The following is a 25,300-nucleotide window of genomic DNA, read 5'->3' on the forward strand; positions in this document are numbered from 1 at the left end:
GGGCGGTCAGTGCGTCCAGGGTCCGCGGCGATCGGTGGCGAAGTTTTCGCCGTATCCGCGCGGGCGGACATTGGCGGCGCGCTTGTGCGGAGGCTGGACGACATAGTCGAAGCCATGCTCTCGCGCATAGTCCTCGGCCTGCTTTTGGGTGTCGAAGTGCAGGCGGACCTGGCTTTGGGTGTCGTCGCTGCTGATCCAGCCCATCAGCGGGTCGATCTCGCGCCCGACGGGCGGAAACTCCAGGACCCAGCCTTTTGTCCGCGCATTGCCGGACTGCATGGCATTGCGGGCGGGTTGATAGATGCGGACGCGCATGGGGCTACCTTTCGGGCGGATCTCGGGGCGACTTATCGCCAATCGCGCGGCCCGGATCAAGGGCCGGAACGCCTGCCATGCCGCGGCGTTGAGGCTGCGACCGAAACCACAGGAGGTTCCCATGCCATTCCGAACCGCTGCCGCCCTCGGGCTGCTGCTGGCCCTGCCCGCCGCCGCGCAGGACATGCCGCCGGTTGACGACCAACCGCCGATGACCGCCGACATCCTGTCCGCCGAAGGAGAGACCCTGGGCCGCGCCACTGCGATGGCAATGCCGTCAGGGATCATGCTGGTCACGCTGGAATTGCAGGGCGTTCCCCCGGGCATCCACGGCGCCCATCTGCACCAAACCGGGGAATGCACGGCGCCCGATTTCGAATCGGCGGGCGGTCATCTGGCCGGTGACAAGGAACACGGCATTATGGCGGAAAACGGTCCCCACCCGGGGGATTTGCCCAACATCCACGTTCCGGACGGCGGGGCGCTGACGGTGGAATACTTCGTGGCCGGCCTGACCCCCGAGATGGTCGCGGACGAGGACGGATCCGCCATCATCATCCATGAACAACCCGACGATTACAGGGGCCAGCCATCCGGCCATGCGGGCGGACGAATCGGCTGCGGCACCTTTGCCCTGACGAACTAGCCCTATCGGACCGGCGCGGCGTCCGTGAAGGGCGCCGTGATCTCTGCCCTGCCCGTCTGCTTGTCGAGGATGCAGATCATGCGGTCCGTGCCCGTGGCCCGGGCCACGCTGACCAGGGCCGCACCATAGCTTTCGGACCCGAACGGGTTCACCTCGACCGTGACGGTGCTGTCGGCAAGCGCGGCGAGGGCGGTCCGGCAGGCCGTGTCAACCGTGGCGCGAAAGGCGTCCCAGGCGTCGTCGCTGGATGCCGTGGCGAATGCAGGCAGGACGGCCAAGGCGGTGGCGGCAAGTCCTTGTTTCATCATCTTTCCTCCAAGGGGCGGGGAACGCTTTGGTCCGCGCGTCGTTCTCACCCAAACACAAAGGTGATCCGATGCCAATCTCTGCGCGCATGATCCTGCCCGCCTTTTTCCTGGTTCCGCTGGCCGCCTGTGCGACGGCCTATGCCCCCACAGTCGCCGCGACCCGCTGCGATCCGGCCCGGCATCAGACCCTTGTCGGCATGAACATCGGAGATGTTTATCTGCCGCCGCAACTGGATTACCGGGAAATCAGTCCCGGGCAGATCGTGACGCAGGAATACCAGCCGGGGCGGCTGAACATCTTCCTCGATCCCAAGGGCTGGATCGCCCGGGTCACCTGCGGCTGAGAGGGGGTCACGCCCGCGCCCGGTCCACCTGGGCGATGGCGCGGGCAATCGCCTCGGCGATGGTCAGGTCGCTGGTGTCCAGAACGACCGCATCGTCGGCGGGCTTCAGGGGCGCCGTCGCGCGTTCGCTGTCGCGGCGGTCGCGTTCCTGCAACTCGGCCAGCATCTGGGCGGGGTCGGCGCCAAGCTCGGCCGCGCGGCGGGCGGCGCGCACCTGGTCCGAGGCCGTGACATACAGCTTGATGGCCGCGTCCGGGCAGATGACCGTGCCGATATCGCGTCCGTCCAGCACCGCGCCGGGTTCCCGGGTGGCAAAGCGGCGCTGGAAATCCACCAGGGCGGCGCGCACCTCGGGGATGGTCGCCACGCGGCTGGCGGCCTGCCCGGCCTGGGCGCTGCGCAGGTCGGACCGGGCCAGGTCGCCCGCGTCCAGCGTCTGCGCGGCCAGCACGGGATCGCCGCCCTTGGCCCCGGTCGCCCGATACAGCAGCCCCGTATCCAGGTGGTGAAAGCCGAAATGCGCCGCAAGCGCGCGGGCGATGGTGCCCTTGCCCGAGGCGGCGGGTCCGTCGATGGCGATGATGAATGGCATGGCTTCGCAAGGCAGTTTCGCGCCCGTGCATGACATGCCGCCGTGCGGGCGTCAAAACGAAAAACGCCGGCCCCCAGGGGACCGGCGTTCCGTTGTCCAGGAGAACGGGATCAGGCGCCGCTGAGGGTCTTGGCGACCTCGGCCGCGAAATCCTCTTCCTTCTTCTCGATGCCTTCGCCGACCGCCACGCGGGCATAGCCGGTGATCTCGACCCCGGCTTCCTTCGCGGCCTGCTCGACCGTCAGGTCGGGGTTGATCACGAAAGCCTGGCCCAGCAACGTGTTTTCGGCCACGAACTTCTTCATCCGGCCCGGGATGATGTTGTTCTGGATCACGGCCTCGGGCTTCGGCTTGGACGAGGCGGCGTTTTCTTCCAGCGCCTTGGCGGTCTGGACTTCCAGTTCGCGCGCCAGCAGCGCCTGGTCCATGGTCGCTTCCGACAGCGAGACCGGGCTGGTCGCGGCGATGTGCATCGCGAACTGCTTGCCGATGGCCTGCGCCTTGTCCTTGTCGCCCTTCAGCGCGACCAGAACCCCGATCCGGCCCAGGCCGTCGCCTGCGGCGTTGTGGACATAGGACACCACCGTGTCGCCTTCCAGCAGATGCATCCGGCGCAGGGTCATGTTCTCGCCGATGCGGGCGATGGCGTCGGTCAGCACCTCGGACACGGGCTTGCCGTTCAGGTGCGTGGCCTTCAGCACCTCGACATCCGTGGCGGTGGTCAGGGCGATGTCGGTGATGTCGCGGACCAGCTGCTGGAAGTCGGCGTTCTTGGCGACGAAGTCGGTTTCCGAGTTGATCTCGACGGCGACGCCGCGGCCATCGGTGACCTGCACGCCCACCAGACCTTCGGCGGCGACGCGGTCGGCCTTCTTGGCGGCCTTGGCCAGACCCTTGGTGCGCAGCCAGTCGATGGCGGCTTCCATGTTGCCGTCGGTCTCGGTCAGCGCCTTCTTGGCGTCCATCATCCCTGCGCCGGTCGTTTCGCGCAGCTCTTTCACCATCGCGGCGGTGATAGCCATGATCCGTCTCCTTTGATCAACGCGTCAGGCGGGGCATGTCCCCGCCTGACGACAGTTCCGTGAATGTATCGGGACGCAAGCGCCGATCAGGCGTCGGCGGTCGCCTGTTCGGCAACAGGCTCGTCCAGCAGCTCCTCGGGGGCGTCGGACAGCGCGCCGACATCCACGCCGGCGGCGCCCATCTGGGCCGACATGCCGTCAAGCGCGGCGCGGCTGGCCAGGTCGCAATACAGCGCGATGGCCCGGGCGGCGTCGTCGTTGCCGGGGATGATGTAGTCCACGCCTTCGGGCGAGCAGTTGGTATCGACCACGGCCACGACCGGGATGCCCAGCTTCCTGGCTTCCAGGATCGCCAGGTCTTCCTTGTTCACGTCGATGACGAACAGCAGATCCGGCAAGCCGCCCATGTCGCGGATGCCGCCCAGCGAGGCTTGCAGCTTGCTCTGCTCACGCTCGAGCTGCAGACGCTCTTTCTTGGTCATGCCTTCGGCGCCGCCGGCCATGGTCTCGTCCAGGGCCTTCAGGCGGTTGATCGACTGGGACACGGTCTTCCAGTTGGTCAGCGTGCCGCCCAGCCAGCGGTGGTTCATGTAGAACTGGGCCGAGCGTTCCGCCGCGTCCGCGATCGGCTTCTGCGCCTGGCGCTTGGTGCCGACGAACAGGATGCGGCCGCCCTTGGCGACGGTGTCGCGCACGACCTGCAGGGCCGCGTCCAGCATCGGGACGGTCTGCGTCAGGTCCAGGATGTGGATGCCGTTGCGGTCGCCATAGATGAATTCCGCCATGCGCGGATTCCAGCGTTGCGTCTGGTGACCGTAGTGAACGCCAGCTTCCAAGAGCTGACGCAGATTGAATTCGGGAAGCGCCATTCCATGTCCTTTCCGGTTTGCGCCTTGGCAAAGGATTCAGGGCATATGCCCCAACCGGTGGACCTTTTGCGGATTTCTCCCGCAAAGGCCCGCCCCTGCCTGTGAAGTGTGGGGCAAATAGCCCCTGCGCGCGCCATTTGCAAGGGGTCACGCGGATCGCGCGGCATTTGAACGAACTGTCAATTGCCCGCGTTGTATGGGTCAGGCAAGATTGGCGGAAGGGGTACATCATGACTGACAGCCAGTTCCGCTTCGGGCGGCATTATGATTTCCACGAAAGGCTGGCGGACGGCATCGTCCATGCCATCGGCGTCGCCCTGGCGGTGGTGGGCGTGGCGGTGCTGGTGTTCCAGGCCGCGACCTCGGCCACCCGGGCCGAGGTTCTGGCCGTCTCGATCTATGGCACCGGGCTGATCCTGGCCCTGGCGGTATCGTTCCTCTACAACGCGCTGCCGCATTCGGCGCTGAAATGGAAACTGCGGCGGGCCGATCATTCGGCGATCTTCATCCTGATCGCGGCCACCTATACGCCCTTCCTGCACAAGGCATCGGCCGATCCGGTGGTTTTCGCCTTGCTGATCTGCATCTGGACCATGGCCGCGCTTGGCATCGCGCTGAAATGCCTGCTGCCCGGGCGATACGACCGGCTGGCGATACTGCTGTACATTCTGATGGGGTGGAGCGGGCTTGTCGCTTTCCGTCCCATCGCCGACAACCTGCCGCCCTTGTCCATGCTGCTGATCGTGATCGGGGGGATCGTCTATACCGTGGGCGTGATCTTCCACGTCTGGGAACGGCTGCGCTTTCAGAACGCGATCTGGCACGGCTTTGTCGTGACGGCCGCGGCCATCCATTATGTCGCGGTGCTGTCCGCGATCTAGGTTAGCGGTATCGGGATTTGCGCCCGGGGGCGGCAAACCGCTTGCATCGCCCCCCGTCCGCGGGCAGTTTGCCCCCGGATCGCGGAACGGAAGGTGGCGCCATGAACCCTGAACTCCAGTCGCAAAAGACGCGCGCATTGTGCAGGCTTGCCCCGGTCATTCCGGTGATCGTCATCAAGAACGCGGAACGCGCGGCGGGCCTGGCCCGTGCCCTGGTGTCGGGCGGGCTGCCGGTGCTGGAGATCACGTTGCGGTCCGACGCCGCGCTGGACGCCATCCGGGCGATGTCGGGCGTGTCGGGCGGCCATGTCGGCGCGGGCACGGTGCTGACGCCGGACGACGCCAAGCGCGCCAAGGATGCGGGCGCGAGTTTCGCCGTCTCGCCCGGCCTGACCGACCGCCTGATCGCCGCCTGCGAGGAGTTGGAGCTGCCCCTGCTGCCCGGCACCGCCACCGCGTCCGAGGTGATGCGCGCGGCGGATGCAGGCTATGACATGCTGAAGTTCTTTCCGGCCGAGGCGATCGGCGGCGCGCCCGCGCTGAAATCGCTGGCGGGACCGCTGCCGAAGGTCAGCTTCTGTCCGACCGGCGGCATTTCGGTTGCCAATGCCGGTGACTATCTGTCGCTGCCGAACGTGGTCTGCGTGGGCGGCAGCTGGATCGCCACCGATGCCGATGTCAGCGCCGAGAACTGGGGCGCGATCCAGGAACGGGCGCACGCCGCATCCCGGTTGAGCCGGGGCTGACCTTGGTCCCCGACGACAGGCGCGCCCGCCGCAACGTGATCGTACTGGTCGCGGCGCAGGCGATCCTGGGCGCCCAGATGTCGGTGATCTTCATCGTCGGCGGTTTGGCGGGCCAGATCCTGGCGCCGAACCCTTGCATCTCCACCCTGCCCTTGTCGATGATCGTCCTGGGATCGGCGCTGACCGCGCGTCCGCTGGCGCGCTTCATGCAGGATCGCGGCAGGCAGGCGGGTTTCATGCTGGCGGTTCTTGCGGGCGGCTTGGGCGCGGCACTGGCGGCATGGGGGCTGTCGGCGGGGTCGTTCTGGCTGTTCATGGCCGGATCCCTGCTGACCGGCATCTACATGTCGGCGCAGGGTTTCTATCGCTTCGCCGCCACCGACCTCGCGTCCGAGGATTACGCCCCCCGCGCGATCAGCTGGGTGATGGCGGGCGGGCTGGCCGCCGCGATCATCGGCCCGGCCGTAGTGCGGGTCACGGACGGACTGACGGCGGTGCCGTTCCTGGCCACCTATCTGGCGGTGATCGGGCTGAACGCGCTTGGGCCGTTCCTGTTCGCGTTCCTCGACAGTCCCAGGCCTGCGCCTGCCGAGGCCGACGCGGATGCGGGCCGCCCGCTGGCCGAACTGCTGCGCCAGCCGCAGATTGCCGTGGCGATGATCTGCGGCATGGTGGCCTATGCCCTGATGAACCTGGTGATGACCTCGACCCCGCTGGCGGTGGTGGGCTGCGGCTTTGCGCCGACGGATGCGGCCAATATCGTCAGCGTGCATGTGCTGGCAATGTTCGCGCCCAGCTTCTTCACCGGCCACCTGATCGCCCGCTTCGGCGCGGAGCGGATCGTCGCGGTGGGCCTGTTCCTGCTGGCCCTGGCGGGGGCCGCCGCCCTGTCGGGGGTGGAACTGTCGCATTTCTTCGCCACCCTGATCCTGTTGGGGATGGGTTGGAACTTCGGCTATATCGGCGCCACCACCATGCTGTCCCGCGCCCACGCCCCCGAGGAGCGGGGCCGCGTCCAGGGCCTGAACGACGCGGTGGTGTTCGGGGGCGTGTTTCTTGCCTCGCTGTCCTCGGGCGGGCTGATGAATTGCAGCGGGGGTTCCGTAGTGGCGGGCTGGAACGCGGTCAATCTGGCGATGCTGCCCTTCCTGGTGCTGGCGGGCGGGGCGCTGATCTGGCTGATGCTGCGCCCGGCGGATGCGTAGCGGCGGGGGCGCTTCGCCCCCCGCACCCCCCGAGGATATTTGGGCAAAGGTGAAATCAGAACAGGGATTTCTGTTCGGGCGGCTTGGGCTTGCGGGCAGGCTTTGGCGCGCTTTCGGGACGGACGGTCACGCGGCCATCGGCGAACTCCAGGTCCATCTGCGGCAGTTGGCGCGCAGCCTGTGCCGTTGTCACCACGCCATCGGGACCATGGACCACCACGAAGCCGCGCTTCAGCGTTTCCTTGTAGCCCAGCGACAGGCGCAGCCGATCCACCCGCTGCATCGCCTGGTCGCGGTTGCGGATCGCCCGCTGCACGGCCCCATCCAGCCGCCGCGCCAGATCGGCCAGCCGCTGATCCTGCTGCGCGATCGCCCGCCGCGTGCCGGCCATCACCCGCGCCAGCGAGGCCTCCAGCCGTTCCCCCATCGCCACGGTGCGGTCGCGCCGCCGTTCCAGCCTGCGGGTCGCGGCCGAATCCAGCCGGTGTTCCAACCCGTGCAGCGCATGGGCCTTGCGGTCGGTGAAGCGCCGCAGCAGCGCCACCGGCATGGGCCGCGCCGCAAGCTGGTGCCTGCGGGTGCGCACCAACCCGTGCAGCGCCGGATCCAGCCGCCCGGCCCACAGATCCAGCCGCTGCCGCGCGCCTTCGGTCAGCGCGCCGGGGCGGCCAAGCGCGCGGGACAGGTCGCGCAGCCGTTGCCGGGGGCGGTCGATGTGATGCTGGCTGCACCGCGTCAGCCGCGCCTGCGATTCGGCCAGCCTCGCCGCCAGTTCCGCCAGCACCGGCACCGCCATTTCCGCCGCAGCCGTCGGCGTCGGCGCGCGGCGGTCCGAGGCGAAGTCGATCAGCGTCGTGTCCGTTTCATGCCCCACGGCGGAAATCAGCGGGATGCGGCTTTCGGCGGCGGCGCGGACCACGGCTTCCTCGTTGAAGCCCCACAGATCCTCCAGGCTGCCGCCGCCCCGCGCGACGATCAGCAGATCGGGGCGCGGGATCGGCCCGCCCTGCGGCAGATCGTTGAAGCCCCGGATCGCGGCGGCCACTTGGGGGGCGCAACCCTCGCCCTGGACGGCCACCGGCCAGATCAACACGCGCGTCGGAAAGCGGTCGCGCAGCCGGTGCAGGATGTCGCGGATCACCGCCCCCGAGAGCGAGGTCACGACCCCGATCACCCGGGGCAGCGACGGCAGCGGGCGCTTGCGCGCCTCGTCGAACAGCCCCTCGGCCGCAAGGGCCTGGCGGCGCTTTTCCAGCATCGCCATCAGCGCGCCCAGGCCCGCAGGCTCGATCTGATCGACGATCAGCTGGTATTTCGACTGGCCGGGAAAGGTGGTGATGCGGCCGGTGGCGATGACCTCCATCCCCTCCTCGGGGCGCTGCGCCAGCTTGGCGGCCTGCCCCTTCCAGGTGACGGCGGCCAGGACGGACCGGTCGTCCTTCAGGTCGAAATAGATGTGCCCCGACGATGGCCGCGACACGCGCCCGATCTCGCCCCTCACGCGAACGCGGCCGAACTGATCCTCCAGGCTGCGCTTGACCGCGCCCGACAGTTCGGAAACCGTGAATTCATGCGCGTTGCTGCCCGGCGCGTCTTCCAGCAAATCCATGCGTCTTGTTCCCTTCGCCGCGCCACACTAGAACGCCGCGACCAGAAGCGAAAGGGCGGCCCATGAACATCCTGATCCTTGGCGGCGGCGGGCGCGAACATGCGCTGGCCTGGGCGATCCGGCAGAACCCGAAATGCGACCGCCTGATCGTGGCCCCGGGCAATGCGGGCGTCGCCAATGTCGCGGAATGCGCCGACCTGAACATCCTGTCGCGCGCCGAGGTTCTGGAATTCGCCGAAGGAAACGCCATCGACTTCGTGGTGATCGGCCCCGAAGCGCCGCTGGCCGCCGGCGTGTCCGACGCCCTGCGCGACGCGGGCTTCCTGGTCTTCGGCCCCTCGCAAGCCGCAGCCCAGCTCGAGGCGTCGAAGGCCTTCACCAAGGAAATCTGCGATGCCTGCGGGGCGCCCACCGCCGCCTGGGCGCGCTTCACCGATGCCGCCAGCGCACGCGATCACGTCGCGGCCCAGGGCGCACCCATCGTGGTCAAGGCCGACGGGTTGGCCGCAGGCAAGGGCGTCACCGTGGCCGAAACCGTGGACCAGGCGCACGACGCCATCGACGCCATCTTCGACGGCGAATTCGGCGAGATGTCGGTAGTGATCGAGGAATTCATGGCGGGCGAGGAAGCCAGCTTCTTCGTCCTGTGCGACGGCGCGGACTGCCTTCCCATCGGCACCGCGCAGGACCACAAGCGCGTGGGCGACGGCGACACCGGCCCGAACACCGGCGGCATGGGCGCCTACAGCCCCGCGCCGATCCTGACCGAGGCCTTGCAGGAACAGGTCATGGCCCGGATCGTGCGCCCCACCGTGGCCGAGATGGCCGCGCGCGGGATGCCGTTCCAGGGCGTGCTTTACGCGGGGCTGATGATCGACAAGGGCCAGGCCCGGCTGGTCGAATACAACGTCCGCTTCGGCGATCCCGAATGCCAGGCGCTGATGATGCGCCTGGGCGCGCAGACGCTGGACCTGCTGCTGGCCTGCGCCGAGGGGCGGCTGGCCGGGGCCGCGGTCAACTGGGCCGACGATCACGCGCTGACGGTGGTGATGGCCGCGCAGGGCTATCCGGGTGCCCATGAAAAGGGAAGCGTCATCAACGGCCTGGACGGCCTGTCCGAAACCAGTTTCGCCATGACCTTTCACGCGGGCACCGCCAGCAAGGACGGCCAGGTCATCGCCACCGGCGGCCGCGTCCTGGCCTGCACCGGCCGCGGCGCGACCTTGGCCGAGGCGCATGAACGCGCCTATGCCCAGGTGGACGCCCTCGACTGGCCCGAGGGCTTCTGCCGCCGCGACATCGGCTGGCGCGCGCTCTAGGCTTCTTCTTCACTCAAATATCCGCGCCGGAGGCATCCGACGGGGCCGCAAGCACCAAGGTCAAAGGCTGGAATACAGCCCCTCGTAGATCGGCAGCAGGGTGTCCGTCTCGAACAGGCTGCTGACCGATGTGCCGTTCCAGATGTTCAGGATGGCTTGCGTGAACATCGGCGCGGTCGGCACGATGCGGATGTTGGGCGCGGATTTCACTGCATCGGTCGGCTGGATCGAATCGGTGATGACCAGAGATTTCATCACCGACTTGCTCACCCGCTCGACCGCCGGGCCGGACAGCACGCCATGGGTGATATAGGCGTGAACTTCGGTCGCGCCGTTGTCGGTCAGCACCTGGGCGGCCTTCACCAGCGTGCCCGCCGTGTCGCAGATGTCGTCGACGATGATGCAGACCTTGCCCGCGACATCGCCGATCACGGTCATCTCGGCCACTTCGCCCGCCTTTTCGCGGCGCTTGTCCACGATGGACAGCGGCGCGCCGATCCGCGTCGCCAGTTCGCGCGCGCGAGCCACGCCGCCCACGTCGGGGGACACGACCATCAGGTCGTTCATCCGGCCCCGGAAGTGATGCTGCACGTCGAGCGCAAAGACCGGCGCGGCATACAGGTTGTCCACCGGAATGTCGAAAAAGCCCTGGATCTGGGCGGCGTGCAGATCCAGCGTCAGCACCCGGTCGATGCCCGCCTCGGTCAGAAGGTTCGCCACCAGCTTGGCGCTGATGGGCGTGCGGGCCTTGGCGCGGCGGTCCTGGCGGGCATAGCCGAAATAGGGAATGACCGCCGTGATCCGCGCCGCCGAGGACCGCCTCAGCGCATCGGTCATCACCATCAGTTCCATCAGGTTGTCATTCGCCGGGTTCGAGGTCGGCTGGATGATGTACATGTCCTCGCCCCGGACATTCTCGAACACCTCGACGAAGATTTCCTGGTCGTTGAACCGCTCGATCCGGGCATCGCAAAGGCTGACGTTCATCCCCCGGTGCATCGACATCCGCCGGGCAATCGCCGCGGCAAGGGTCCGGTTCGCATTGCCGGAAATCAGCTTGGGTTCGGTCATGACGGGCATGGAGGGGGCCTTTGCACGGGGATTCGCCAGATTGCGCCCGCCTTATCACCCGGTTAGCCTGCGGGCAAACCGCGAAGGACCGTCCTTATGGCCAATATCGACTACTATTTCGGAACGATCAGCCCCTGGGCCTATCTGGCGGGCGACCGGCTGGAACGGATCGCGGAACGCCACGGTGCTGCGATCACCTACAAGCCGCTGGATATATTGCAGCTTTTCGACCGCACCGGCGGGGTGCGCCCGGCCAACCGCCATCCCAGCCGGATGGACTATCGCGCGCAGGAATTGCCTCGCTGGGCCGATCACCTGGGGGTGGCCCTGAACGTGAAGCCCGCCCATTGGCCGGTGAACATGGCGCCGTCCTCCTATGCCATCATCGCCGCGCAACAGGCGGGCGGCGGTGACCTGGGCGGGTTGGTGCAGGGTTTCCTGCGCGCCATTTGGGCCGAGGATCGCGACATCAGCGACGACGCCGTCATTCGCGACATCCTGGGGGCGCATGGCTTCGATCCCGCGCTGGCCGACAAGGGCCTGTTCATCGGCGCCGAAACCTATGGCCGCAACCTGGAACAGGCGGTCGAGGCGGGGGTGTTCGGATCGCCCTTCTATGTGGTGCGGGAAAGCGGGCAGAAGTTCTGGGGCCAGGACCGGCTGGATTTCCTCGACCGGCACCTGTCGGCCCCATGACCGGCATCCACAAGCGCCACTGGCCGGGCGACAAGGACCGCCCGGCCTTGGCCCTGCATTGCATGATGGGCAGCGCGGGTTACTGGGGACCGATCGCCCGGCGGCTGGAGGGGCGCGTCGATCTGACCGGCTTCGACATGCCGGGTCATGGGCGCAGCGGCCCCTGGATGGAGGGAACCGAGGGGCCGGATTTCCACACCGCCGTCACGCGGATCGCGGCCAGCTTCATCGACCGGCCGCTGGATCTGATCGGCCACAGCCTTGGCGCGACCGTTGCCCTCCGCATCGCCATCGCCGCGCCCGAGGCGGTGCGCAGCCTGACCCTGATCGAGCCGGTGCTGTTTGCGGCCGCGCCCAACGCCGAGCAGGACGCGCGCGGCCGGATCATCACGGGCCATCTGGCCCAGGGCCACATCGAGGATGCCGCCCGCGCCTTCATCGACCTGTGGGGCGCGCAGCCCTTCGACGACCTGCCCCCACCCGCCTGTCGGATGATGACCGACCAGATCCGCCTGGTGGCCGCGACCGACGACACCCTGACCCATGACCGTGCCAACATCCTGCGGGATGGGGGGCTGGAGGCCATCGACGCCCCCGTGCTGATCATCGCGGGAGAGCGGTCCCCGGCGGTCATCCACGCCATCGCCGAGGCCTTGGCCGCGCGCCTCGCCGATGTCGGCCGCGCCAGCGTGCCGGGGGCGGGCCACATGCTGCCGCTGACCCATCCGGACGAAACCGCCGGGCTGATCGCCGTCAACCTCGACCGCGCCTAGACAGCGAAGTCGTCTTCATGACGGACCGTACCGATGGCCAGCCAGTCGGCGCGGATCCGTGCAACCCTTGTATCGCCCCAGGTGCGGAAGACGATGTCGAAGCCCCGTGCGGTCACCTGTTCGGCGCAGATGTCGGCCCGCTGGTTCGCATCCCCGGCGATATCCCACATGCCGATTGCCACATGGACCACAGGCGGGGCAGTAAAGGCTTGCGCAAAGGTCACGGACTGGCGAACAGTGCGCGGTCCCTCGCTTGTCCACATGACGCCCTGATCCTCGAATGCCGAAAACAGCAGCCGGGATCCCTGGCAAACCCCGACTGCGTGATGACCGAATTTCTGCATCAGCGACCTTTAGCCCAGCTTTGTGGAGAGTTTGACGGTCCGCCCCTGCCGTGAGGCTGCTCATGCGGCGACCGGCGGCATGGCACGGTTCAGGCAAAGGCCTCCTCGAACGCCCGTTCGAGGATTTCGATCCGGCCCTGCCCATCCACCAGCGCGGCATCGAAGCGCATCTCCGGCAGCGGCGCATGGCCTTCCTTGTCGCAGTATTCCAGCGCCGCACGCATGATGCGGCCCTGCTGGGCCGCACCCAACCGCTGCGCGGCTTCGTGATGGGTGGCGGACTGCTTGACCTCGACAAAGATCAGGCACTGCCCATCCCGGCAGATCAGGTCGATTTCCCCTGCCTTGCCGCGCCAGCGCCGCGCCAGGATCGTCATGCCCTTGCCTTCCAGGCTGCGGGCAACGCTGTCCTCGGCAAGGGTTCCCGCCAGGTGGGCAAGTCGCCCACGCGTGCGCCGTGCAGCCGACACCGGTCCCGATGCAACAGGCAGTGCCCGGTCGAAATCCCCCGCCTTGGCATAGCTCATGATCACTCCTCGCCTTCATCCAGGGACAGCGCGATCTGGTAAACCTCGCGCCGTGCCAATCCCAATTCCGCCGCAACCTCTTTCGCGGCATCCTTCACCGTCATCCGCCCCAGCCTGGCCCCCAGGGCCTGCCGTATCATCCCTTCGTCGGCCACCACGGCGCCCGGCCGATCGACCAGCATCACGACCTCGCCCTTCAGGACGGCCATGCGCGGATCCTGCGCCAGTTCGGCGGCCGTGCCGCGGATCACCTCCTCGAACTTCTTGGTCAGTTCCCGCGCCACCACCGTAATCCGATTCGCATCAACCTCGCACATCTCTTCCAATGTTTGATTAACGCGCCGGGGGCTTTCAAACAGGATCAACGTCGCATCCACCGCCATCCATTGCCGCAGCCAGGTCATGCGCGCGCCCCTTGTTGACGGAGGAAAGCCCGCGAACAGGAAGCGGTCGCTTGGCAGGCCCGACAGGCTCAGCGCCACCAGGGGGGCCGAGGGGCCGGGAAGGGCGTGGACGCGGTGGCCGGACGCCGCGGCTTCCCGTGCCAGGCGGAAGCCCGGATCGGCCACCAGCGGCGTGCCCGCGTCCGAGGCATAGGCGACGCTTGCGCCCCCGGCCAGGGCGGCCAGCAGCGCGGGACGGGCACGTTCCCCGTTGTGGTCGTGATAGGGCAGGATCCGCCGCCCCCGCAGCGGGACGCCGTGGATGTCCAGCAGATGGCGCAGCACGCGCGTATCCTCGGCCGCCAGCACGTCGGCGGCATTCAGCACGTCCAGCGCGCGCAGGGTGATGTCGCGGGCCGTGCCGATGGGCGTCGCCACCAGGTAAAGGCCGGTGTCGAGCGGCCTTGCCTCGACATGGGCGGCCAGGCGCTGCGGGGGCTGGATGTCCATCTGCGTTTTCCTTCCGACTGATTGCCAAGCCAGCCCGTTGGTCCTAGGCTGCCCGCACCTCGGCGATACCTCACAGCAGGAAAGTTTCATATGGTCGTTTCCGCCACAACCCGGCCCGCCGCCGGATGGCGCCGCGTCGTTGCCGGTGCCGTTGCCATCCTGTCCGCCTTCGTCCTTGCTGCCTGCGAGCCGGCGGGCGGATCGCAGCGGGCCAGCGGCCCTGCCATCGGTCCCCTGATCAATCCCGGCGAACCCGTGCGCGTGGCCCTGCTGGCCCCCGGCGGCAGCGGCTCGGCCGATCTGGAATGGCTGTCGCGCAGCCTGAAGAACGCCGCGCGGATGGCGGCGGCGGATGCGCAGGGCGCCAGCATCGACCTGCGCGTCTATGACACCGGCACCAGCACCGAACAGGCCGTGGCCCAGGCCAATGCGGCGGCCGACGCGGGCGCGCAGATCATCGTCGGCCCGCTGTTCGCCGAAGGCGCGAATGCCGTGGGCAATGCCATGCGGCCGCGCAACATCAACGTGCTGACCTTCTCGAACAATGCCGAGATCGCGGGCGGCAACGTCTTCATCCTGGGCAACAGCTTCGCCAATGTCGCGGACCGCCTGGTCGCCTATGGCACCCGCCAGGGCAAGCGCAACATCTATGTCGTGGCCGAGGACGACATCGCGGGCCAGCTGGGCGGCCGCGCGATCGAGACCGCCATCGCCCGCAACGGCGCCCGCCTGGCGGGACGATCGAACCATTCCGTGTCGGTCACGGGCATCGACGCCGTGACGCCGCAGATCGTGGCCGCCGCGCAGTCGGGCCAGGTCGATGCGGTGTTCATGACCGCCAACAACCAGGCCGTGCTGCCCTACCTGACCGAAAAGCTGGCCGCCGCCGGTGTCCGGTCGCCCGTGACGCAGATGATGGGGCTGACCCGCTGGGACCAGCCCGCCAACCGGATCTCGATGCCGCAGTTGCAGGAAGGCTGGTTCGCGATCCCGGACCAGGGCCTGAAAGCGCAGTTCGACGCCCGCTATCGCAGCGCCCATGGCGAGCAGCCGCATGAACTGGCGAGCCTGGCCTATGACGGGGTCGCCGCCATCGCCTCGCTGGCGCGCAGCGGCAAGCGCAATGCGCTGACGACCACGGGGCTGACGCAGAACGCGGGCTTTGCGGGCGTGGGCGGGGTCTTCCGGCTGCGTCCGGACGGAACCTCGGAACGGGCGCTGGCGGTGGCCACCCTGCGCGGCAACCGGCTGGTCATCCTGGAACCCGCGCCGCGCGGCTTCGGCGGCGGCTTCGGGTTCTGATCTTGGCCGACCTGCCCGACGCGACCATCCTGCAAAGCGCCCCGGCCCTGCCCGGGGCGCATCCGATCTTTGACCCCGCCCGATTTCTGCCGATCCTGGACCAGGCCCTTGCCGGCCTGACCGAGCGCAAGGACATCCGCGCCCGCACCGTGGCGCTGTTGTCCGAGGCGCGGGCCGGGGCCATGGCGGCGATCGAGGCGGGCCTTGCCAGCCATCCCCGCGCCGCGCGCGAAACCGTCCGCGCCATCGCCAGCCTGACGGACGGCATCGTCATCGCATCCCACCACGTTGCAACCACCCGCCTGCATCCGCAGCAATCCCCCTCGGACGCCGAAAGGCTGGCGGTGCTGGCCGTGGGCGGCTATGGCCGGGCGGAAATGGCGCCGGCGTCCGACGTGGACCTGCTGTTCCTGACGCCGTGGAAGATCACCGCCTGGGCCGAAAGCGTGGTCGAATCCATGCTGTACATCCTGTGGGATCTGAAGCTGAAGATCGGCCATTCGATCCGCAGCGTGGATGACTGCATCCGCCTGGGCGCGGGCGACATGACCATCCGCACCTCGCTTGTGGAACACCGCCTGGTCACGGGCCACGCCCCCCTGGCCGGGGAATTGCGCGAACGCCTGTGGGTCGAGCTGTTCTCGAAGACCGTTCCCGAATTCATCGAGGCCAAGCTGGATGAACGCGCCGCCCGTCACCAGCGCCAGGGCGGGCAGCGGTATGTCCTGGAACCCAACGTCAAGGAGGGCAAGGGGGGCCTGCGCGACCTCCAGACCCTCTACTGGATCGCGAAATACATCCACCGCGTGGACCGCGCGGTCGAGCTGGTCGATCTGGGCGTCTTCACGCGCGAGGAACACGGGGCCTTCTGGCAGGCCGAGGATTTCCTGTGGGCCGTGCGCTGCCACCTGCACCTGATCGCGGGACGCCCCGTGGATGTCCTGTCCTTCGACATGCAGGTCGAGGTGGCGCGGCGCATGGGCTATCGCGACACATCGGCCCGGCGCGGGGTCGAGTATTTCATGCAGGACTACTTCCGCCACGCCACCCATGTAGGCGAGTTGACCCGCGTCTTCCTGACGGAACTCGAGGCCCGCCACGTCCGCAGCGCCCCCTTTCTGGGCCGCCTGTTCCGCCGCCGCCGCAAGCTGCGGGACGGCTTCACCGACAACCACGGCCGGCTGAGCATCACCAACGATGCCGAGTTCCTGAAGGATCCCCTGAACATCCTGCGCCTGTTCGAGGAGGCGCTGCGCACCGGCATCCTGATCCACCCCGACGCGATGCGCCTGGTCGCGGCCAACCTGGATCTGATCGACGACAAGGTGCGGTCGGACCCCGAGGCCACCCGCATCTTCATGGATCTGCTGCTCAAGCACGGCAACCCGGAACGGGGCCTGCGCCGCATGAACGAGCTGGGCGTGCTGGCGGCCTTCATCCCGGAATTCGAGCCGGTGGTGGCGATGATGCAGTTCAACATGTATCACCACTACACAGTGGACGAACATTCGATCCAATGCGTCGCGGCGCTGGCCGAGATCGAGCGGGGCGAGCATCCCGAGGATCTGCCCCTGTCCAGCGCGATCATGGAATCCGGCATCAACCGCCGCGTCCTGTATCTGGCGACCCTGCTGCACGACATCGGCAAGGGCCGGCGAGAGGATCACTCGATCCTGGGGGCGCGGCTGGCGCGGCGGATCGCGGCGCGCTTCGGCTTTCCCCAAGACGACATCGACACGGTGGAATGGCTGGTCCGCAACCACCTGCTGATGTCGGACGTGGCGCAGAAACGCGACATCGCCGACCCCCGCACCCTGCGCGACTTCGCCAAGGCGGTGAAGACGCGCAGGCGGCTGGACATGCTTCTGGTGCTGACGGTGTGCGACATCCGCGGCGTCGGTCCCGGCACCTGGAACAACTGGAAGGCCGCGCTGCTGCGCAAGCTGCACCAGGAGACCGCCCTTGTCCTGGAAAACGGCATGGAGGACCTGAACCGCGACCGCCGCCAGAACGAGGCCAAGCGCAGCCTGCGCCACATGCTGATCGCCAAGGGGTGGGACGCGCGGGCGATCCGGGCCGAGTTGGGGCGGCATTACGACAGCTATTGGTCGGGCCTTCCGACCGAAACGCAGGCCACATTCGCCGAACTGCTGAACGGCATCGGCCCAGACGAAATCCGCACCGACCTGCGCGCCGACACCCACCGCGACGCGACGCGCGCGGCCTTCGTGCTGTCCGACCATCCGGGCATCTTTTCCCGCCTGTGCGGGGCGCTGACGCTGATGGGCGCGAACGTGGTCGATGCGCGGACCTACACGACGCGCGACGGCTTTGCGACCGCCGTCTTCTGGGTCCAGGATCCCGACGGCAGCCCCTTCGACGAAGACCGGATGCCCCGGCTGCGCCAGAAGATTCTCAGCATCCTGAAGGGCGAGATCGTCGCGCGCGAGGCCTTTGCCACCCGCGACAAGCCCAAGAAGCGCACGCGGGAATTCAAGTTCCCCACCCATGTCACCTTCGACAACGAAGGCAGCGACATCTATACCATCATCGAGGTCGATACCCGCGACCGCCCGGGCCTGCTTTACGACCTGACGCGGACGCTGGCGGCGAACCATATCCAGATCGTCAGCGCCGTGATCGCGACATTCGGCGCGCAGGTGGTGGACAGTTTCTACGTCAAGGATATGTTCGGCCTGAAACTGCACAGCGACGCCAAACGCGACGCGCTGGAAAAGAAACTGCGCGCGGCCATCGCCGACGGGGCAAAACGGGCAGAGGCTTGAACACATGAAATCGGGACTGGTGCGGGGATTCCTTTCGGTAGGGATCTGGACCTTCGTGTCGCGCTTGTCGGGCTTTGTCCGCGACATCCTGATGGCCGCCTGGCTGGGCAGCGGGGCCGTGGCCGACGCCTTCTTCGTCGGCCTGTCGCTGCCCAACATGTTCCGCCGCTTCTTCGCGGAAGGCGCCTTCAACACCGCCTTCGTGCCCATGTTCGCCAAGAAGCTGGACGACCGCGCGGACGCGCAACGTTTCGCGTCCGAGGCGTTCTCGGGCCTCTTGATGTCCGTGCTGATCCTGTCGGCGGTGGCGATGATCTTCATGCCGGGGCTGGTCTGGCTGATGGCCTCGGGCTTTGCGGGGGACGAACGGTTTCCGCTGGCGGTCCAGTATGGCCGGATCATGTTTCCCTATATCCTGCTGATCTCGCTGGCCTCGATGATCTCGGGCGTGCTGAACGCGAACGGCCGCTTCACCGCCGCCGCCGCCGCGCCGGTGCTGCTGAACCTGCTGTTCATCGCCGCCATGGCGGTGGCGTGGTGGCAAGGCTGGGACGTGGGCCTGACGCTGGCCTGGGCCACCCCGCTGACCGGGATCGCGCAGCTTGCGCTGGTCTGGTGGGACGCGCGCCGCACGGGCTGGTCCTTCCGCCTGCAGCGCCCGCGCCTGACGCCCGACATGCGCCGCCTGCTGGCCGTCGCCCTGCCTGCCGCCTTCGCGGGGGGCGTGGTGCAGATCAACCTGCTGGTCGGCCGCCAGGTCGCCAGCCATTTCGAAGGCGCGATTTCCTGGCTGTCCTATTCCGACCGCCTGTATCAGCTTCCCCTGGGCGTCGTGGGCGCGGCCGTGGCCGTGGTGCTGCTGCCCGAACTGTCGCGCCGGTTGCGGGCGGGCGATCACGCGGGCGGCCAGTCCGCCTATTCCCGCGCGACGGAATTCGGGCTGTTCCTGACCCTGCCCGCCGCCTTCGCCATCGCCGTGATCGCCGAACCGATGGTCCGCACCTTGTTCCAGCGCGGCGAGTTCACGGCCTATGATACCACCCAGACCGCCCGCGCCCTGGTCGTCTATGCCTGCGGCCTGCCCGCCTTCGTGCTGCAGAAGATCCTGCAACCGCTGTATTTCGCGCGCGAGGATACGAAGACCCCGTTCCGCTATGCCGTGTGGTCGATGATCGTCAACGCCATCGTCGCCTTTGGCCTGATGCCCTCGCTGGGTTTCCTGGCCGCCGCCCTTGGCACCACGGTCGCCGCCTGGATCATGGTCGCGCAGCTGTGGTGGGGCACCCGCGCCATGGGCGATGCCGCCCGCGCCGACGACCGCCTGCGCCGCAAGACGCCGCTGATCGTGCTGTCATCGGCGCTGATGGCGGGGGCCTTGTGGGCGATCATGGGCTGGCTGGACCGGGCGGATGCCGGGCGCGTTGCTGGCCTGGCGATCCTGGTCTTCGGCGGGGCCGCGATCTATTTCACGCTCAGCTTCGCGACGCGCGCCTATCGGCTGTCGGACCTGAGGGCGGCGGTCCGGCGGGGGCGTTGATGCCTGCGGACCGCCGCGCGCCTATCGGGCCGTATAGCCGCCATCGACCAGGTGATAGGATCCGGTGATGAAGCTGGCCAGGTCCGACAGCAGATACAGCACCAGCGAGGCCACCTCGTCCGCCGTGCCCAGGCGTCCAAGGGCATGTTGCGTGGCCAGGTAATCCAGCGTCGCCTTGTCCAGGTTCTCGTCCAGCATCGGCGTGCTGATGAAGCCCGGCCCGACCCCGTTCACCCGAATCCCGTCGGCTGCATGATCCAGCGCCCCCGTCTTGGTCAGGCCGTTCACGCCATGCTTGGCCGCGACATAGGCCGGCGACCCGGCAAGGCCCACCGAACCCAGGATGGACGAGACGTTGACGATGGCCCCGCCCCCGGCCCGTTTCATCGCGGGAATGGCAAAGCGCATCCCCAGGAAGACCCCGGTCAGGTTCACGTCGATGACCTTCTTCCAGGCGTCCACGGGATACTCGCCCGCCTTCCCCTGCGCCCCGCCGATCCCGGCATTGTTGACCATGTGCGACAAAGATCCCGTCCTGTCCTCGGCAAAGCGCACCAGCGCCTCGACATCCTGCTCGCTGGCGACATCGGCGGCGCAGGCATGGGCGCTGCCGCCCGCGGCGGTGATCGCATCCGCGACCTTCTGCGCGGCTTCCAGCTTCATGTCTGACACGATGACCGTGCCGCCGGATGCCGCATAGCCTTCGGCGATCGCCTTGCCGATGCCGGAGGCGGCCCCTGTCACGATGCCCGTCCTGCCTGCGAATTCGATCTTCATCGGATGTCCTTTCCTTGCTGGAAGATGGCTGATGGTGCCACGGAAATCGTCAACGCGCCCTGATCTGGCGCAACACCCGCTGCACCCCGCCATCCACCAGCACGAAGCTGAGCAGGAAGCCCGCGCCGAACCCCGCGATCTCGGCGATCCAGCCATAGCCCGCGCCGCCGAAGACGATGCCGAAGACCAACTGAAACGCCAGCAGCATCCCGATCAGGGTAAAGGCGCGCATCCGGTTGGCATGAACCGCCCCCAACCGCGACCACAGCAGAAAGGTGAAGGCGCCCACCAGCCCATAGACCGCCGGATAGCCGCCGATCAGCGGCCCCGGCCGCCCCGGCAGGGCCGAGATCACCGCCGTATAGACCAGCGCCCCGCCGATGGCCGACCCCAAGAACAGCGCCACGACCGCCCAGGGCCGGAACTCGCGCGCGATCATGTTGCCAAGCGCCAGGGTGAAGACGACCACGAACAGCGCATGGGTGAACGAGGTGTTGACGAAGCTGTAGGACAGGATGCGGTAAGCCTGGTCCCAATCGACCGCGCCGACCTGCCACATGCGCTGCACCATCTCGGGCGCGAAGGCGGTCATCTGCATCGCGCTCAGCCGCAGGCCCACGCCCTGCGCGCCGCCGATCAGGCCGGTCTGGCCCAGCAGGAACACGATCTCGCCCGCGATGGCGGGCAGGGCCAGCGCCCAGAGAACCGCCGGCAGCGGGTTGAGCGGAGAGACGGGCATGGCCTGGCGCATCGGGTTTCCTTCGCGGTTGCGGTCCTTGCGGCCAAGGGCTAAGCCAACCGCACGGAAAATCCAAGCAGGCCCGCCATGACCGAGACGACAAAGACCCGTTTCACCCCGCGCATCTTCTCGGGGATCCAGCCCTCGGGCGGGTTGACGCTGGGCAATTACCTGGGCGCGCTCAAGCGTTTCGCGGCGCTGCAAGGGGGCGAGGCCCAGACGATCTATTGCCTGGTGGACCTGCACGCGATCACCGTCTGGCAGGATCCCGAAACCCTGCGCCGCAACATCCGCGAGGCCGCGGCGGCCTTCATGGCGGCAGGCGTGGATCCCGCGCAGTCGGTCCTGTTCAACCAGAGCCAAGTCAGCGCCCATGCCGAAATGGCCTGGCTTTTCAACACGGTCGCCCGCGTCGGCTGGATGTACCGGATGACGCAGTTCAAGGACAAGGCGGGCAAGAACACCGAAAACGTCAGCCTGGGCCTGCTGGCCTATCCCGCACTGATGGCCGCGGACATCCTGACCTATCAGGCCACCGCCGTGCCGGTGGGCGAGGATCAGAAGCAGCATCTGGAACTGACCCGCGACATTGCCGCCAAGTTCAACCACGACTATGGCGTCGAGCAGTTCCCGATCACCGAACCGCTGATCGAGGGGGTGGCGACCAAGGTCATGTCGCTTCGGGACGGATCGAAAAAGATGTCGAAATCGGACCCCTCGGACGCAAGCCGCATCAACCTGACCGACAGCGCCGACGCCATTGCCCAGAAGATCCGCAAGGCCCGCACCGACGCCGACCCCCTGCCCGGCAGCACCGACGGGCTGAAGGACCGCCCCGAGGCACGGAACCTGGTCAACATCTATGCCGCCCTGGCGGACGAAACGCCCGACCAGGTGCTGGCGCGCTTCGAGGGCCAGGGCTTCGGCGCCTTCAAGCCCGCGCTGGCGGACCTGGCCGTCGCCTCGATGGAGCCGATCACCCGGCGGATGAACGACTACATGGCCGATCCGGCGGAAATCGACCGGATCCTGGGCCAGGGCGCAGTGCGCGCGGACGAGATCGCGACCCCGATCCTGGAGCGCACCAAGGAAATCATGGGCCTGCTGCGCACCCGGCCCTGATTTTCGGGAAGCTGAAGAAACCGCCGATGCGGACGTGTCGGCGGCTTTTTCATGCCGTGGTTGACCAAGGGTGCGGCATCACCCGACCGAAACAATCAACTATCTGATTTTGCTTGTTTTCTCTTGCATGACGCCTGAACGCGGGCTAGAAGAAAGGCAACAGCCAGCCAGCCTTTCCGCAAGCCAGCTTGTGAACACCAGCCAGCCTTCCGCCCGCCCGTGTTCAGACAAGACCGCCAGCAAGACAGCACAGCGCCATCCTGCCAGCCGCGTCCTACAGGGAGTTCATCACCTCTGCCGCGATCTCGAAGCTGCGCAGCCGCGCCGCATGGTCGTGGATCTGTCCGGTCAGGATCACCTCGTCCGGCCGGTATTGCGCGATCAGCGCCTGAATCTGGTCCTTCACCTGCACCGCATCGCCGACCGCACTGATCTTCAGCGCCCCATCGACCATGTGCCGCATCTGCGGGCCGATCTCGCCGTCCAGGTCGCGCACCGGGCGCGGCAGCTTGCCGGGCATCCCGGTCCGAAGCCGCGCAAATGCCAGTTGCATCGAGGTCCGCAGATACCGCGCCTCCTCGGCCTCATCGGCGGCAAAGACATTGACCGCGATCATGACCCGAGGCTGGTCGTTCCACGGGCCGGGGCGGAAACGGTCGCGATAGATGGCGATGGCCTGCTCCATATCCCCCGGCGCGAAATGGCTGGCAAAGGCATAGGGCAGCCCCAGATGCGCGGCCAGTTGCGCGCCGAACAGGCTGCTGCCCAGGATCCAGACCGGGACATTCGTCCCCTCGCCCGGCAGCGCGCGCACCGCGGCGCCGGGACGCTCGGGACCAAGATAGTCCAGCAACTCGACCACGTCCTGCGGAAAGCTGTCGGCCATCGGGTCGCGCCGCAGCGCGCGGATGACGGCACCGTCCCCGCCCGGCGCCCGGCCAAGGCCCAGGTCGATGCGATCCGGGAATGCAGTGGCCAGAGTGCCAAACGCCTCGGCCACGGTCAGCGGCGCGTGGTTCGGCAGCATGATGCCCCCCGCGCCCACCCGGATCCGCGAGGTCACCTGGGCCACCAGCCCGATCAGCACGGCAGTCGCGGCGCTGGCGATGCCGGGCATGTTGTGGTGTTCCGCCAGCCAGAAGCGGCGATAGCCCCAGCCTTCCGCCTGACGCGCAAGGTCCAGGGTGTTGCGGATCGCGTCCGCGGCCTCGGAACCCTCGGGCACCGGCGACAGGTCGAGAAGGGAATACGGAATGTTCATGAGGCCGAGTTATGCGCTTGGCCCCGGAATGCAAGCGGCCGGATGCAGATTCTGCAACCGGCTTCTTCTTCACGAAAATATCCTCAGGGGGTGAATGGCGCGTTTGCGCGCCAGAGGGGGCGCGAGCGCCCCCTGCCCTTACATCTTGCGCAGATAGGTCCAGGTCGGCACCCGGGCATCGCGGGCCACCGACCAGCTTTCGGCATCGCCCAGATAGACGAAGCCGCAATTGGTCAGCACCCGGGCCGAACCGGGATTGTCCTGGAACGCCTCGGCGAACAGGGTGCGGGCCTTGTGCGGGTTGGCGCGCACCAGCGCATCCACCGCCTCGGTCGCGAAGCCGGTGTTCCAGAATCCCGCGCCGATCCAGAAGCCCAGTTCGGACTGGTCCCCCTCCATCCGGGTCAGGGACACGACGCCCAGCAGTTCGGCCAGCTTGTTGGCGGAACCGTCGATGGCCCAGACATCCTCGGTCCGGTCGGGCGACAAGGCGCGCGCGACAAAGGCTTCGGAAGCCCCGGGCGGCAAGGGATGCGGAATGGCCCGCGTCCCTTCGGCCACGCGCTTGTCCGAGGTGTAATGCGCGATCATCCCGGCATCCGAAGGACGCAGCGGGCGCAGGATGAACCGTTCGGTGGCGATGACGGGCTGGTTCAGCGCAGAGTCCGAAATCTTCAGATCGTCCAAGCGCGTTCCCTCCCGCATCGGTGCAGACATGACCATCTTCCCTCCCCGGAAAACAGGCGGGGGACCGGCTTTCGCCGATCCCCCTGTAACAGTGAAATGTTAAGCTCGGGTTACTCGGCGGCTTCGAGGGTCGCGGGGACCACCGAAATGAAGGTGCGGCCCTTCAGGCCCTTCTTGAAGGTCACGTGCCCGTCGGACAGGGCGAACAGGGTATGGTCCTTGCCCATGCCGACATTGTCGCCCGCCCACCACTTGGTGCCGCGCTGGCGCACGATGATGTTGCCGGCAATGGCGGCCTGGCCGCCATACAGCTTGACGCCCAGACGGCGACCGGCGGAATCACGACCGTTGCGGGACGAACCGCCTGCTTTCTTGTGTGCCATGGTTCGATCTCCTTACGCGTTTTCTTTGGTGCGGGCGCCGACGGCGGTCTTCACGCCGGTCGAAGCCGCGCCTTCGGCCAGAACATCGGTCACCCGCAGCAGGGTCAGCTGCTGGCGATGCCCGCGCGTGCGCTGCGAGCTGTGCTTGCGGCGGCGCTTGACGAAGGTGATGACCTTGTCGGCCTTGATCTGGTCGATCACCTCGGCCTGGACGCAGGCGCCATCGACCATCGGCGCGCCCAGGGTCGATCCGACCATCAGGATTTCATTGAACTGGACCTTGTCGCCAGCCGCGGCATTCAGCTTTTCGACGCGCAGAACGTCGCCCGCCTGCACCTTGTATTGCTTGCCGCCCGTCTTCAGAACCGCGAACATCGCTTCGTTTCCCTTGTTTCCGCGCCCTTTGGCCCCGGATCGCTCCGGCGTTGGGGTTTCCCGCCTTCGGACAGCGCATCCCGCGCATGGGGATGTCATTGAAAATAACGCACCGGCCCAGGGCGTTCGCCCGGCCGGTCCGCGTGCATATGGCGGATCAGGCCCTGCAAG

At 67.6% G+C, this 25,300-nt stretch carries 28 protein-coding genes; 12 read left to right on the forward strand and 16 right to left on the reverse strand.

Translation table 11 applies throughout. The features are described 5' to 3' along the window. Positions 1-6 precede the first annotated feature (6 nt). On the reverse strand, positions 7-315 hold the full coding sequence (locus tag GIY56_RS00195; protein ID WP_154762809.1) for an ETC complex I subunit: 309 nt from the start codon (positions 313-315) through the stop codon (positions 7-9). 121 nt (positions 316-436) lie between these two features. Here GIY56_RS00195 and GIY56_RS00200 point away from each other — a divergent pair, with 121 nt between their 5' ends. Beyond that, positions 437-961 carry a superoxide dismutase family protein gene (locus GIY56_RS00200; RefSeq protein ID WP_230312203.1) on the forward strand — a complete coding sequence of 175 codons (525 nt, stop codon included), beginning with the start codon at positions 437-439 and terminating at the stop codon, positions 959-961. A gap of 2 nt (positions 962-963) precedes the next feature. On the opposite strand, the gene GIY56_RS00205 is transcribed toward GIY56_RS00200, so the two are convergent. Then, the gene (locus tag GIY56_RS00205; RefSeq protein ID WP_154762810.1) at positions 964-1,266 is read right to left on the reverse strand and encodes a hypothetical protein; all 303 of its coding nucleotides are present in this window, start codon (positions 1,264-1,266) and stop codon (positions 964-966) included. A gap of 71 nt (positions 1,267-1,337) precedes the next feature. Here GIY56_RS00205 and GIY56_RS00210 point away from each other — a divergent pair, with 71 nt between their 5' ends. Beyond that, complete coding sequence (locus tag GIY56_RS00210; RefSeq protein ID WP_196053506.1) at positions 1,338-1,613, forward strand: I78 family peptidase inhibitor; 276 nt, start codon at positions 1,338-1,340, stop codon at positions 1,611-1,613. Between the two features lie 7 nt (positions 1,614-1,620). Here the strand turns inward: GIY56_RS00210 and GIY56_RS00215 are convergent, their stop codons facing one another. The 3 genes from GIY56_RS00215 to rpsB form a co-directional block, all read right to left on the reverse strand. Next, entirely contained in the window at positions 1,621-2,205 is a 585-nt protein-coding gene (locus GIY56_RS00215) for a (d)CMP kinase (protein WP_154762812.1), read from the reverse strand. Between the two features lie 110 nt (positions 2,206-2,315). After that, complete coding sequence (gene tsf, locus GIY56_RS00220) at positions 2,316-3,227, reverse strand: translation elongation factor Ts (RefSeq protein ID WP_154762813.1); 912 nt, start codon at positions 3,225-3,227, stop codon at positions 2,316-2,318. Positions 3,228-3,313: 86 nt separating this feature from the next. Continuing rightward, positions 3,314-4,096 (reverse strand): 30S ribosomal protein S2, encoded by a 783-nt coding sequence (gene rpsB / locus GIY56_RS00225; RefSeq protein WP_154762814.1) that lies wholly within the window; start codon positions 4,094-4,096, stop codon positions 3,314-3,316. 230 nt (positions 4,097-4,326) lie between these two features. On the opposite strand from rpsB, the gene trhA reads away from it, so the two are divergent. From trhA to GIY56_RS00240, 3 genes are all read left to right on the forward strand, one after another. Beyond that, positions 4,327-4,977 (forward strand): PAQR family membrane homeostasis protein TrhA, encoded by a 651-nt coding sequence (trhA, locus tag GIY56_RS00230; RefSeq protein ID WP_154762815.1) that lies wholly within the window; start codon positions 4,327-4,329, stop codon positions 4,975-4,977. 101 nt (positions 4,978-5,078) lie between these two features. After that, entirely contained in the window at positions 5,079-5,723 is a 645-nt protein-coding gene (gene eda / locus GIY56_RS00235; protein ID WP_154762816.1) for a bifunctional 4-hydroxy-2-oxoglutarate aldolase/2-dehydro-3-deoxy-phosphogluconate aldolase, read from the forward strand. 2 nt (positions 5,724-5,725) lie between these two features. After that, positions 5,726-6,928, forward strand: coding sequence for an MFS transporter (locus GIY56_RS00240; protein WP_407946930.1), 1,203 nt, complete (start codon positions 5,726-5,728; stop codon positions 6,926-6,928). A 55-nt stretch (positions 6,929-6,983) separates the two neighbouring features. On the opposite strand, the gene xseA is transcribed toward GIY56_RS00240, so the two are convergent. Continuing rightward, entirely contained in the window at positions 6,984-8,537 is a 1,554-nt protein-coding gene (gene xseA, locus GIY56_RS00245) for an exodeoxyribonuclease VII large subunit (RefSeq protein ID WP_154762817.1), read from the reverse strand. A 62-nt stretch (positions 8,538-8,599) separates the two neighbouring features. On the opposite strand from xseA, the gene purD reads away from it, so the two are divergent. Next, entirely contained in the window at positions 8,600-9,856 is a 1,257-nt protein-coding gene (purD, locus tag GIY56_RS00250) for a phosphoribosylamine--glycine ligase (protein WP_154762818.1), read from the forward strand. A gap of 60 nt (positions 9,857-9,916) precedes the next feature. Here purD and GIY56_RS00255 read toward each other — a convergent pair whose 3' ends face one another. Next, complete coding sequence (locus GIY56_RS00255) at positions 9,917-10,936, reverse strand: ribose-phosphate pyrophosphokinase (RefSeq protein ID WP_154762819.1); 1,020 nt, start codon at positions 10,934-10,936, stop codon at positions 9,917-9,919. An 87-nt stretch (positions 10,937-11,023) separates the two neighbouring features. Here GIY56_RS00255 and GIY56_RS00260 point away from each other — a divergent pair, with 87 nt between their 5' ends. Next, complete coding sequence (locus GIY56_RS00260; protein WP_154762820.1) at positions 11,024-11,623, forward strand: 2-hydroxychromene-2-carboxylate isomerase; 600 nt, start codon at positions 11,024-11,026, stop codon at positions 11,621-11,623. Beyond that, on the forward strand, positions 11,620-12,396 hold the full coding sequence (locus tag GIY56_RS00265) for an alpha/beta fold hydrolase (RefSeq protein WP_154762821.1): 777 nt from the start codon (positions 11,620-11,622) through the stop codon (positions 12,394-12,396). The genes GIY56_RS00260 and GIY56_RS00265 overlap by 4 nt, the downstream gene beginning before the upstream one ends. On the opposite strand, the gene GIY56_RS00270 is transcribed toward GIY56_RS00265, so the two are convergent. The 3 genes from GIY56_RS00270 to rsmI form a co-directional block, all read right to left on the reverse strand. Beyond that, positions 12,393-12,620 (reverse strand): H-type lectin domain-containing protein, encoded by a 228-nt coding sequence (locus tag GIY56_RS00270; RefSeq protein ID WP_328288393.1) that lies wholly within the window; start codon positions 12,618-12,620, stop codon positions 12,393-12,395. The genes GIY56_RS00265 and GIY56_RS00270 overlap by 4 nt on opposite strands. A gap of 209 nt (positions 12,621-12,829) precedes the next feature. After that, the gene (locus GIY56_RS00275) at positions 12,830-13,267 is read right to left on the reverse strand and encodes a YraN family protein (RefSeq protein WP_154762823.1); all 438 of its coding nucleotides are present in this window, start codon (positions 13,265-13,267) and stop codon (positions 12,830-12,832) included. Between the two features lie 2 nt (positions 13,268-13,269). Continuing rightward, complete coding sequence (gene rsmI / locus GIY56_RS00280) at positions 13,270-14,160, reverse strand: 16S rRNA (cytidine(1402)-2'-O)-methyltransferase (protein ID WP_154762824.1); 891 nt, start codon at positions 14,158-14,160, stop codon at positions 13,270-13,272. A 90-nt stretch (positions 14,161-14,250) separates the two neighbouring features. Here rsmI and GIY56_RS00285 point away from each other — a divergent pair, with 90 nt between their 5' ends. Genes GIY56_RS00285 through murJ form a run of 3 tightly spaced genes read left to right on the forward strand, consistent with a single transcriptional unit; the run spans position 14,251 to position 19,785 of the window. Then, on the forward strand, positions 14,251-15,462 hold the full coding sequence (locus tag GIY56_RS00285) for a penicillin-binding protein activator (protein WP_154762825.1): 1,212 nt from the start codon (positions 14,251-14,253) through the stop codon (positions 15,460-15,462). A 2-nt stretch (positions 15,463-15,464) separates the two neighbouring features. Then, complete coding sequence (locus GIY56_RS00290) at positions 15,465-18,248, forward strand: [protein-PII] uridylyltransferase (protein WP_154762826.1); 2,784 nt, start codon at positions 15,465-15,467, stop codon at positions 18,246-18,248. Between the two features lie 4 nt (positions 18,249-18,252). Then, a complete protein-coding gene (gene murJ / locus GIY56_RS00295) occupies positions 18,253-19,785 on the forward strand; it encodes a murein biosynthesis integral membrane protein MurJ (protein WP_154762827.1) in 1,533 nt (510 codons plus the stop codon). Between the two features lie 21 nt (positions 19,786-19,806). On the opposite strand, the gene GIY56_RS00300 is transcribed toward murJ, so the two are convergent. Both GIY56_RS00300 and GIY56_RS00305 read right to left on the reverse strand, forming a co-directional pair. Beyond that, positions 19,807-20,562, reverse strand: coding sequence for an SDR family NAD(P)-dependent oxidoreductase (locus GIY56_RS00300; RefSeq protein WP_154762828.1), 756 nt, complete (start codon positions 20,560-20,562; stop codon positions 19,807-19,809). A 49-nt stretch (positions 20,563-20,611) separates the two neighbouring features. Beyond that, positions 20,612-21,313 (reverse strand): rhomboid family intramembrane serine protease, encoded by a 702-nt coding sequence (locus tag GIY56_RS00305; RefSeq protein ID WP_154762829.1) that lies wholly within the window; start codon positions 21,311-21,313, stop codon positions 20,612-20,614. A gap of 75 nt (positions 21,314-21,388) precedes the next feature. Between GIY56_RS00305 and trpS the strand changes: the two genes are divergently transcribed. Beyond that, positions 21,389-22,423, forward strand: coding sequence for a tryptophan--tRNA ligase (trpS, locus tag GIY56_RS00310; RefSeq protein WP_154762830.1), 1,035 nt, complete (start codon positions 21,389-21,391; stop codon positions 22,421-22,423). A 274-nt stretch (positions 22,424-22,697) separates the two neighbouring features. On the opposite strand, the gene GIY56_RS00315 is transcribed toward trpS, so the two are convergent. From GIY56_RS00315 to rplU, 4 genes are all read right to left on the reverse strand, one after another. After that, positions 22,698-23,678 (reverse strand): LLM class flavin-dependent oxidoreductase, encoded by a 981-nt coding sequence (locus tag GIY56_RS00315; RefSeq protein WP_328288419.1) that lies wholly within the window; start codon positions 23,676-23,678, stop codon positions 22,698-22,700. A 144-nt stretch (positions 23,679-23,822) separates the two neighbouring features. Further along, positions 23,823-24,389 (reverse strand): GNAT family N-acetyltransferase, encoded by a 567-nt coding sequence (locus GIY56_RS00320; protein ID WP_196053533.1) that lies wholly within the window; start codon positions 24,387-24,389, stop codon positions 23,823-23,825. Positions 24,390-24,481: 92 nt separating this feature from the next. Continuing rightward, the gene (rpmA, locus tag GIY56_RS00325; RefSeq protein ID WP_154762833.1) at positions 24,482-24,754 is read right to left on the reverse strand and encodes a 50S ribosomal protein L27; all 273 of its coding nucleotides are present in this window, start codon (positions 24,752-24,754) and stop codon (positions 24,482-24,484) included. 12 nt (positions 24,755-24,766) lie between these two features. Next, entirely contained in the window at positions 24,767-25,129 is a 363-nt protein-coding gene (gene rplU / locus GIY56_RS00330) for a 50S ribosomal protein L21 (protein WP_154762834.1), read from the reverse strand. Between the last annotated feature and the right edge of the window lie 171 nt (positions 25,130-25,300).

The organism is Paracoccus lichenicola (assembly GCF_009708075.1).
Classification (GTDB): Bacteria; Pseudomonadota; Alphaproteobacteria; order Rhodobacterales; family Rhodobacteraceae; genus Paracoccus; species Paracoccus lichenicola.

Coding starts and splice junctions, on each gene's coding strand:
- GIY56_RS00210 (WP_196053506.1), top strand. CDS start 1,338: ATGCCAATCTCTGCGCGCATGATCCTGCCCGCCTTTTTCCTGGTTCCG.
- xseA (WP_154762817.1), bottom strand. CDS start 8,537: ATGGATTTGCTGGAAGACGCGCCGGGCAGCAACGCGCATGAATTCACG.
- tsf (WP_154762813.1), bottom strand. CDS start 3,227: ATGGCTATCACCGCCGCGATGGTGAAAGAGCTGCGCGAAACGACCGGC.
- rsmI (WP_154762824.1), bottom strand. CDS start 14,160: ATGGACATCCAGCCCCCGCAGCGCCTGGCCGCCCATGTCGAGGCAAGG.
- GIY56_RS00300 (WP_154762828.1), bottom strand. CDS start 20,562: ATGAAGATCGAATTCGCAGGCAGGACGGGCATCGTGACAGGGGCCGCC.
- GIY56_RS00305 (WP_154762829.1), bottom strand. CDS start 21,313: ATGCGCCAGGCCATGCCCGTCTCTCCGCTCAACCCGCTGCCGGCGGTT.
- rpmA (WP_154762833.1), bottom strand. CDS start 24,754: ATGGCACACAAGAAAGCAGGCGGTTCGTCCCGCAACGGTCGTGATTCC.
- GIY56_RS00285 (WP_154762825.1), top strand. CDS start 14,251: ATGGTCGTTTCCGCCACAACCCGGCCCGCCGCCGGATGGCGCCGCGTC.
- GIY56_RS00255 (WP_154762819.1), bottom strand. CDS start 10,936: ATGCCCGTCATGACCGAACCCAAGCTGATTTCCGGCAATGCGAACCGG.
- GIY56_RS00205 (WP_154762810.1), bottom strand. CDS start 1,266: ATGAAACAAGGACTTGCCGCCACCGCCTTGGCCGTCCTGCCTGCATTC.
- GIY56_RS00200 (WP_230312203.1), top strand. CDS start 437: ATGCCATTCCGAACCGCTGCCGCCCTCGGGCTGCTGCTGGCCCTGCCC.
- murJ (WP_154762827.1), top strand. CDS start 18,253: ATGAAATCGGGACTGGTGCGGGGATTCCTTTCGGTAGGGATCTGGACC.
- GIY56_RS00260 (WP_154762820.1), top strand. CDS start 11,024: ATGGCCAATATCGACTACTATTTCGGAACGATCAGCCCCTGGGCCTAT.
- trhA (WP_154762815.1), top strand. CDS start 4,327: ATGACTGACAGCCAGTTCCGCTTCGGGCGGCATTATGATTTCCACGAA.
- GIY56_RS00275 (WP_154762823.1), bottom strand. CDS start 13,267: ATGAGCTATGCCAAGGCGGGGGATTTCGACCGGGCACTGCCTGTTGCA.
- GIY56_RS00265 (WP_154762821.1), top strand. CDS start 11,620: ATGACCGGCATCCACAAGCGCCACTGGCCGGGCGACAAGGACCGCCCG.
- GIY56_RS00320 (WP_196053533.1), bottom strand. CDS start 24,389: ATGCGGGAGGGAACGCGCTTGGACGATCTGAAGATTTCGGACTCTGCG.
- rplU (WP_154762834.1), bottom strand. CDS start 25,129: ATGTTCGCGGTTCTGAAGACGGGCGGCAAGCAATACAAGGTGCAGGCG.
- GIY56_RS00195 (WP_154762809.1), bottom strand. CDS start 315: ATGCGCGTCCGCATCTATCAACCCGCCCGCAATGCCATGCAGTCCGGC.
- eda (WP_154762816.1), top strand. CDS start 5,079: ATGAACCCTGAACTCCAGTCGCAAAAGACGCGCGCATTGTGCAGGCTT.
- trpS (WP_154762830.1), top strand. CDS start 21,389: ATGACCGAGACGACAAAGACCCGTTTCACCCCGCGCATCTTCTCGGGG.
- purD (WP_154762818.1), top strand. CDS start 8,600: ATGAACATCCTGATCCTTGGCGGCGGCGGGCGCGAACATGCGCTGGCC.
- GIY56_RS00215 (WP_154762812.1), bottom strand. CDS start 2,205: ATGCCATTCATCATCGCCATCGACGGACCCGCCGCCTCGGGCAAGGGC.
- rpsB (WP_154762814.1), bottom strand. CDS start 4,096: ATGGCGCTTCCCGAATTCAATCTGCGTCAGCTCTTGGAAGCTGGCGTT.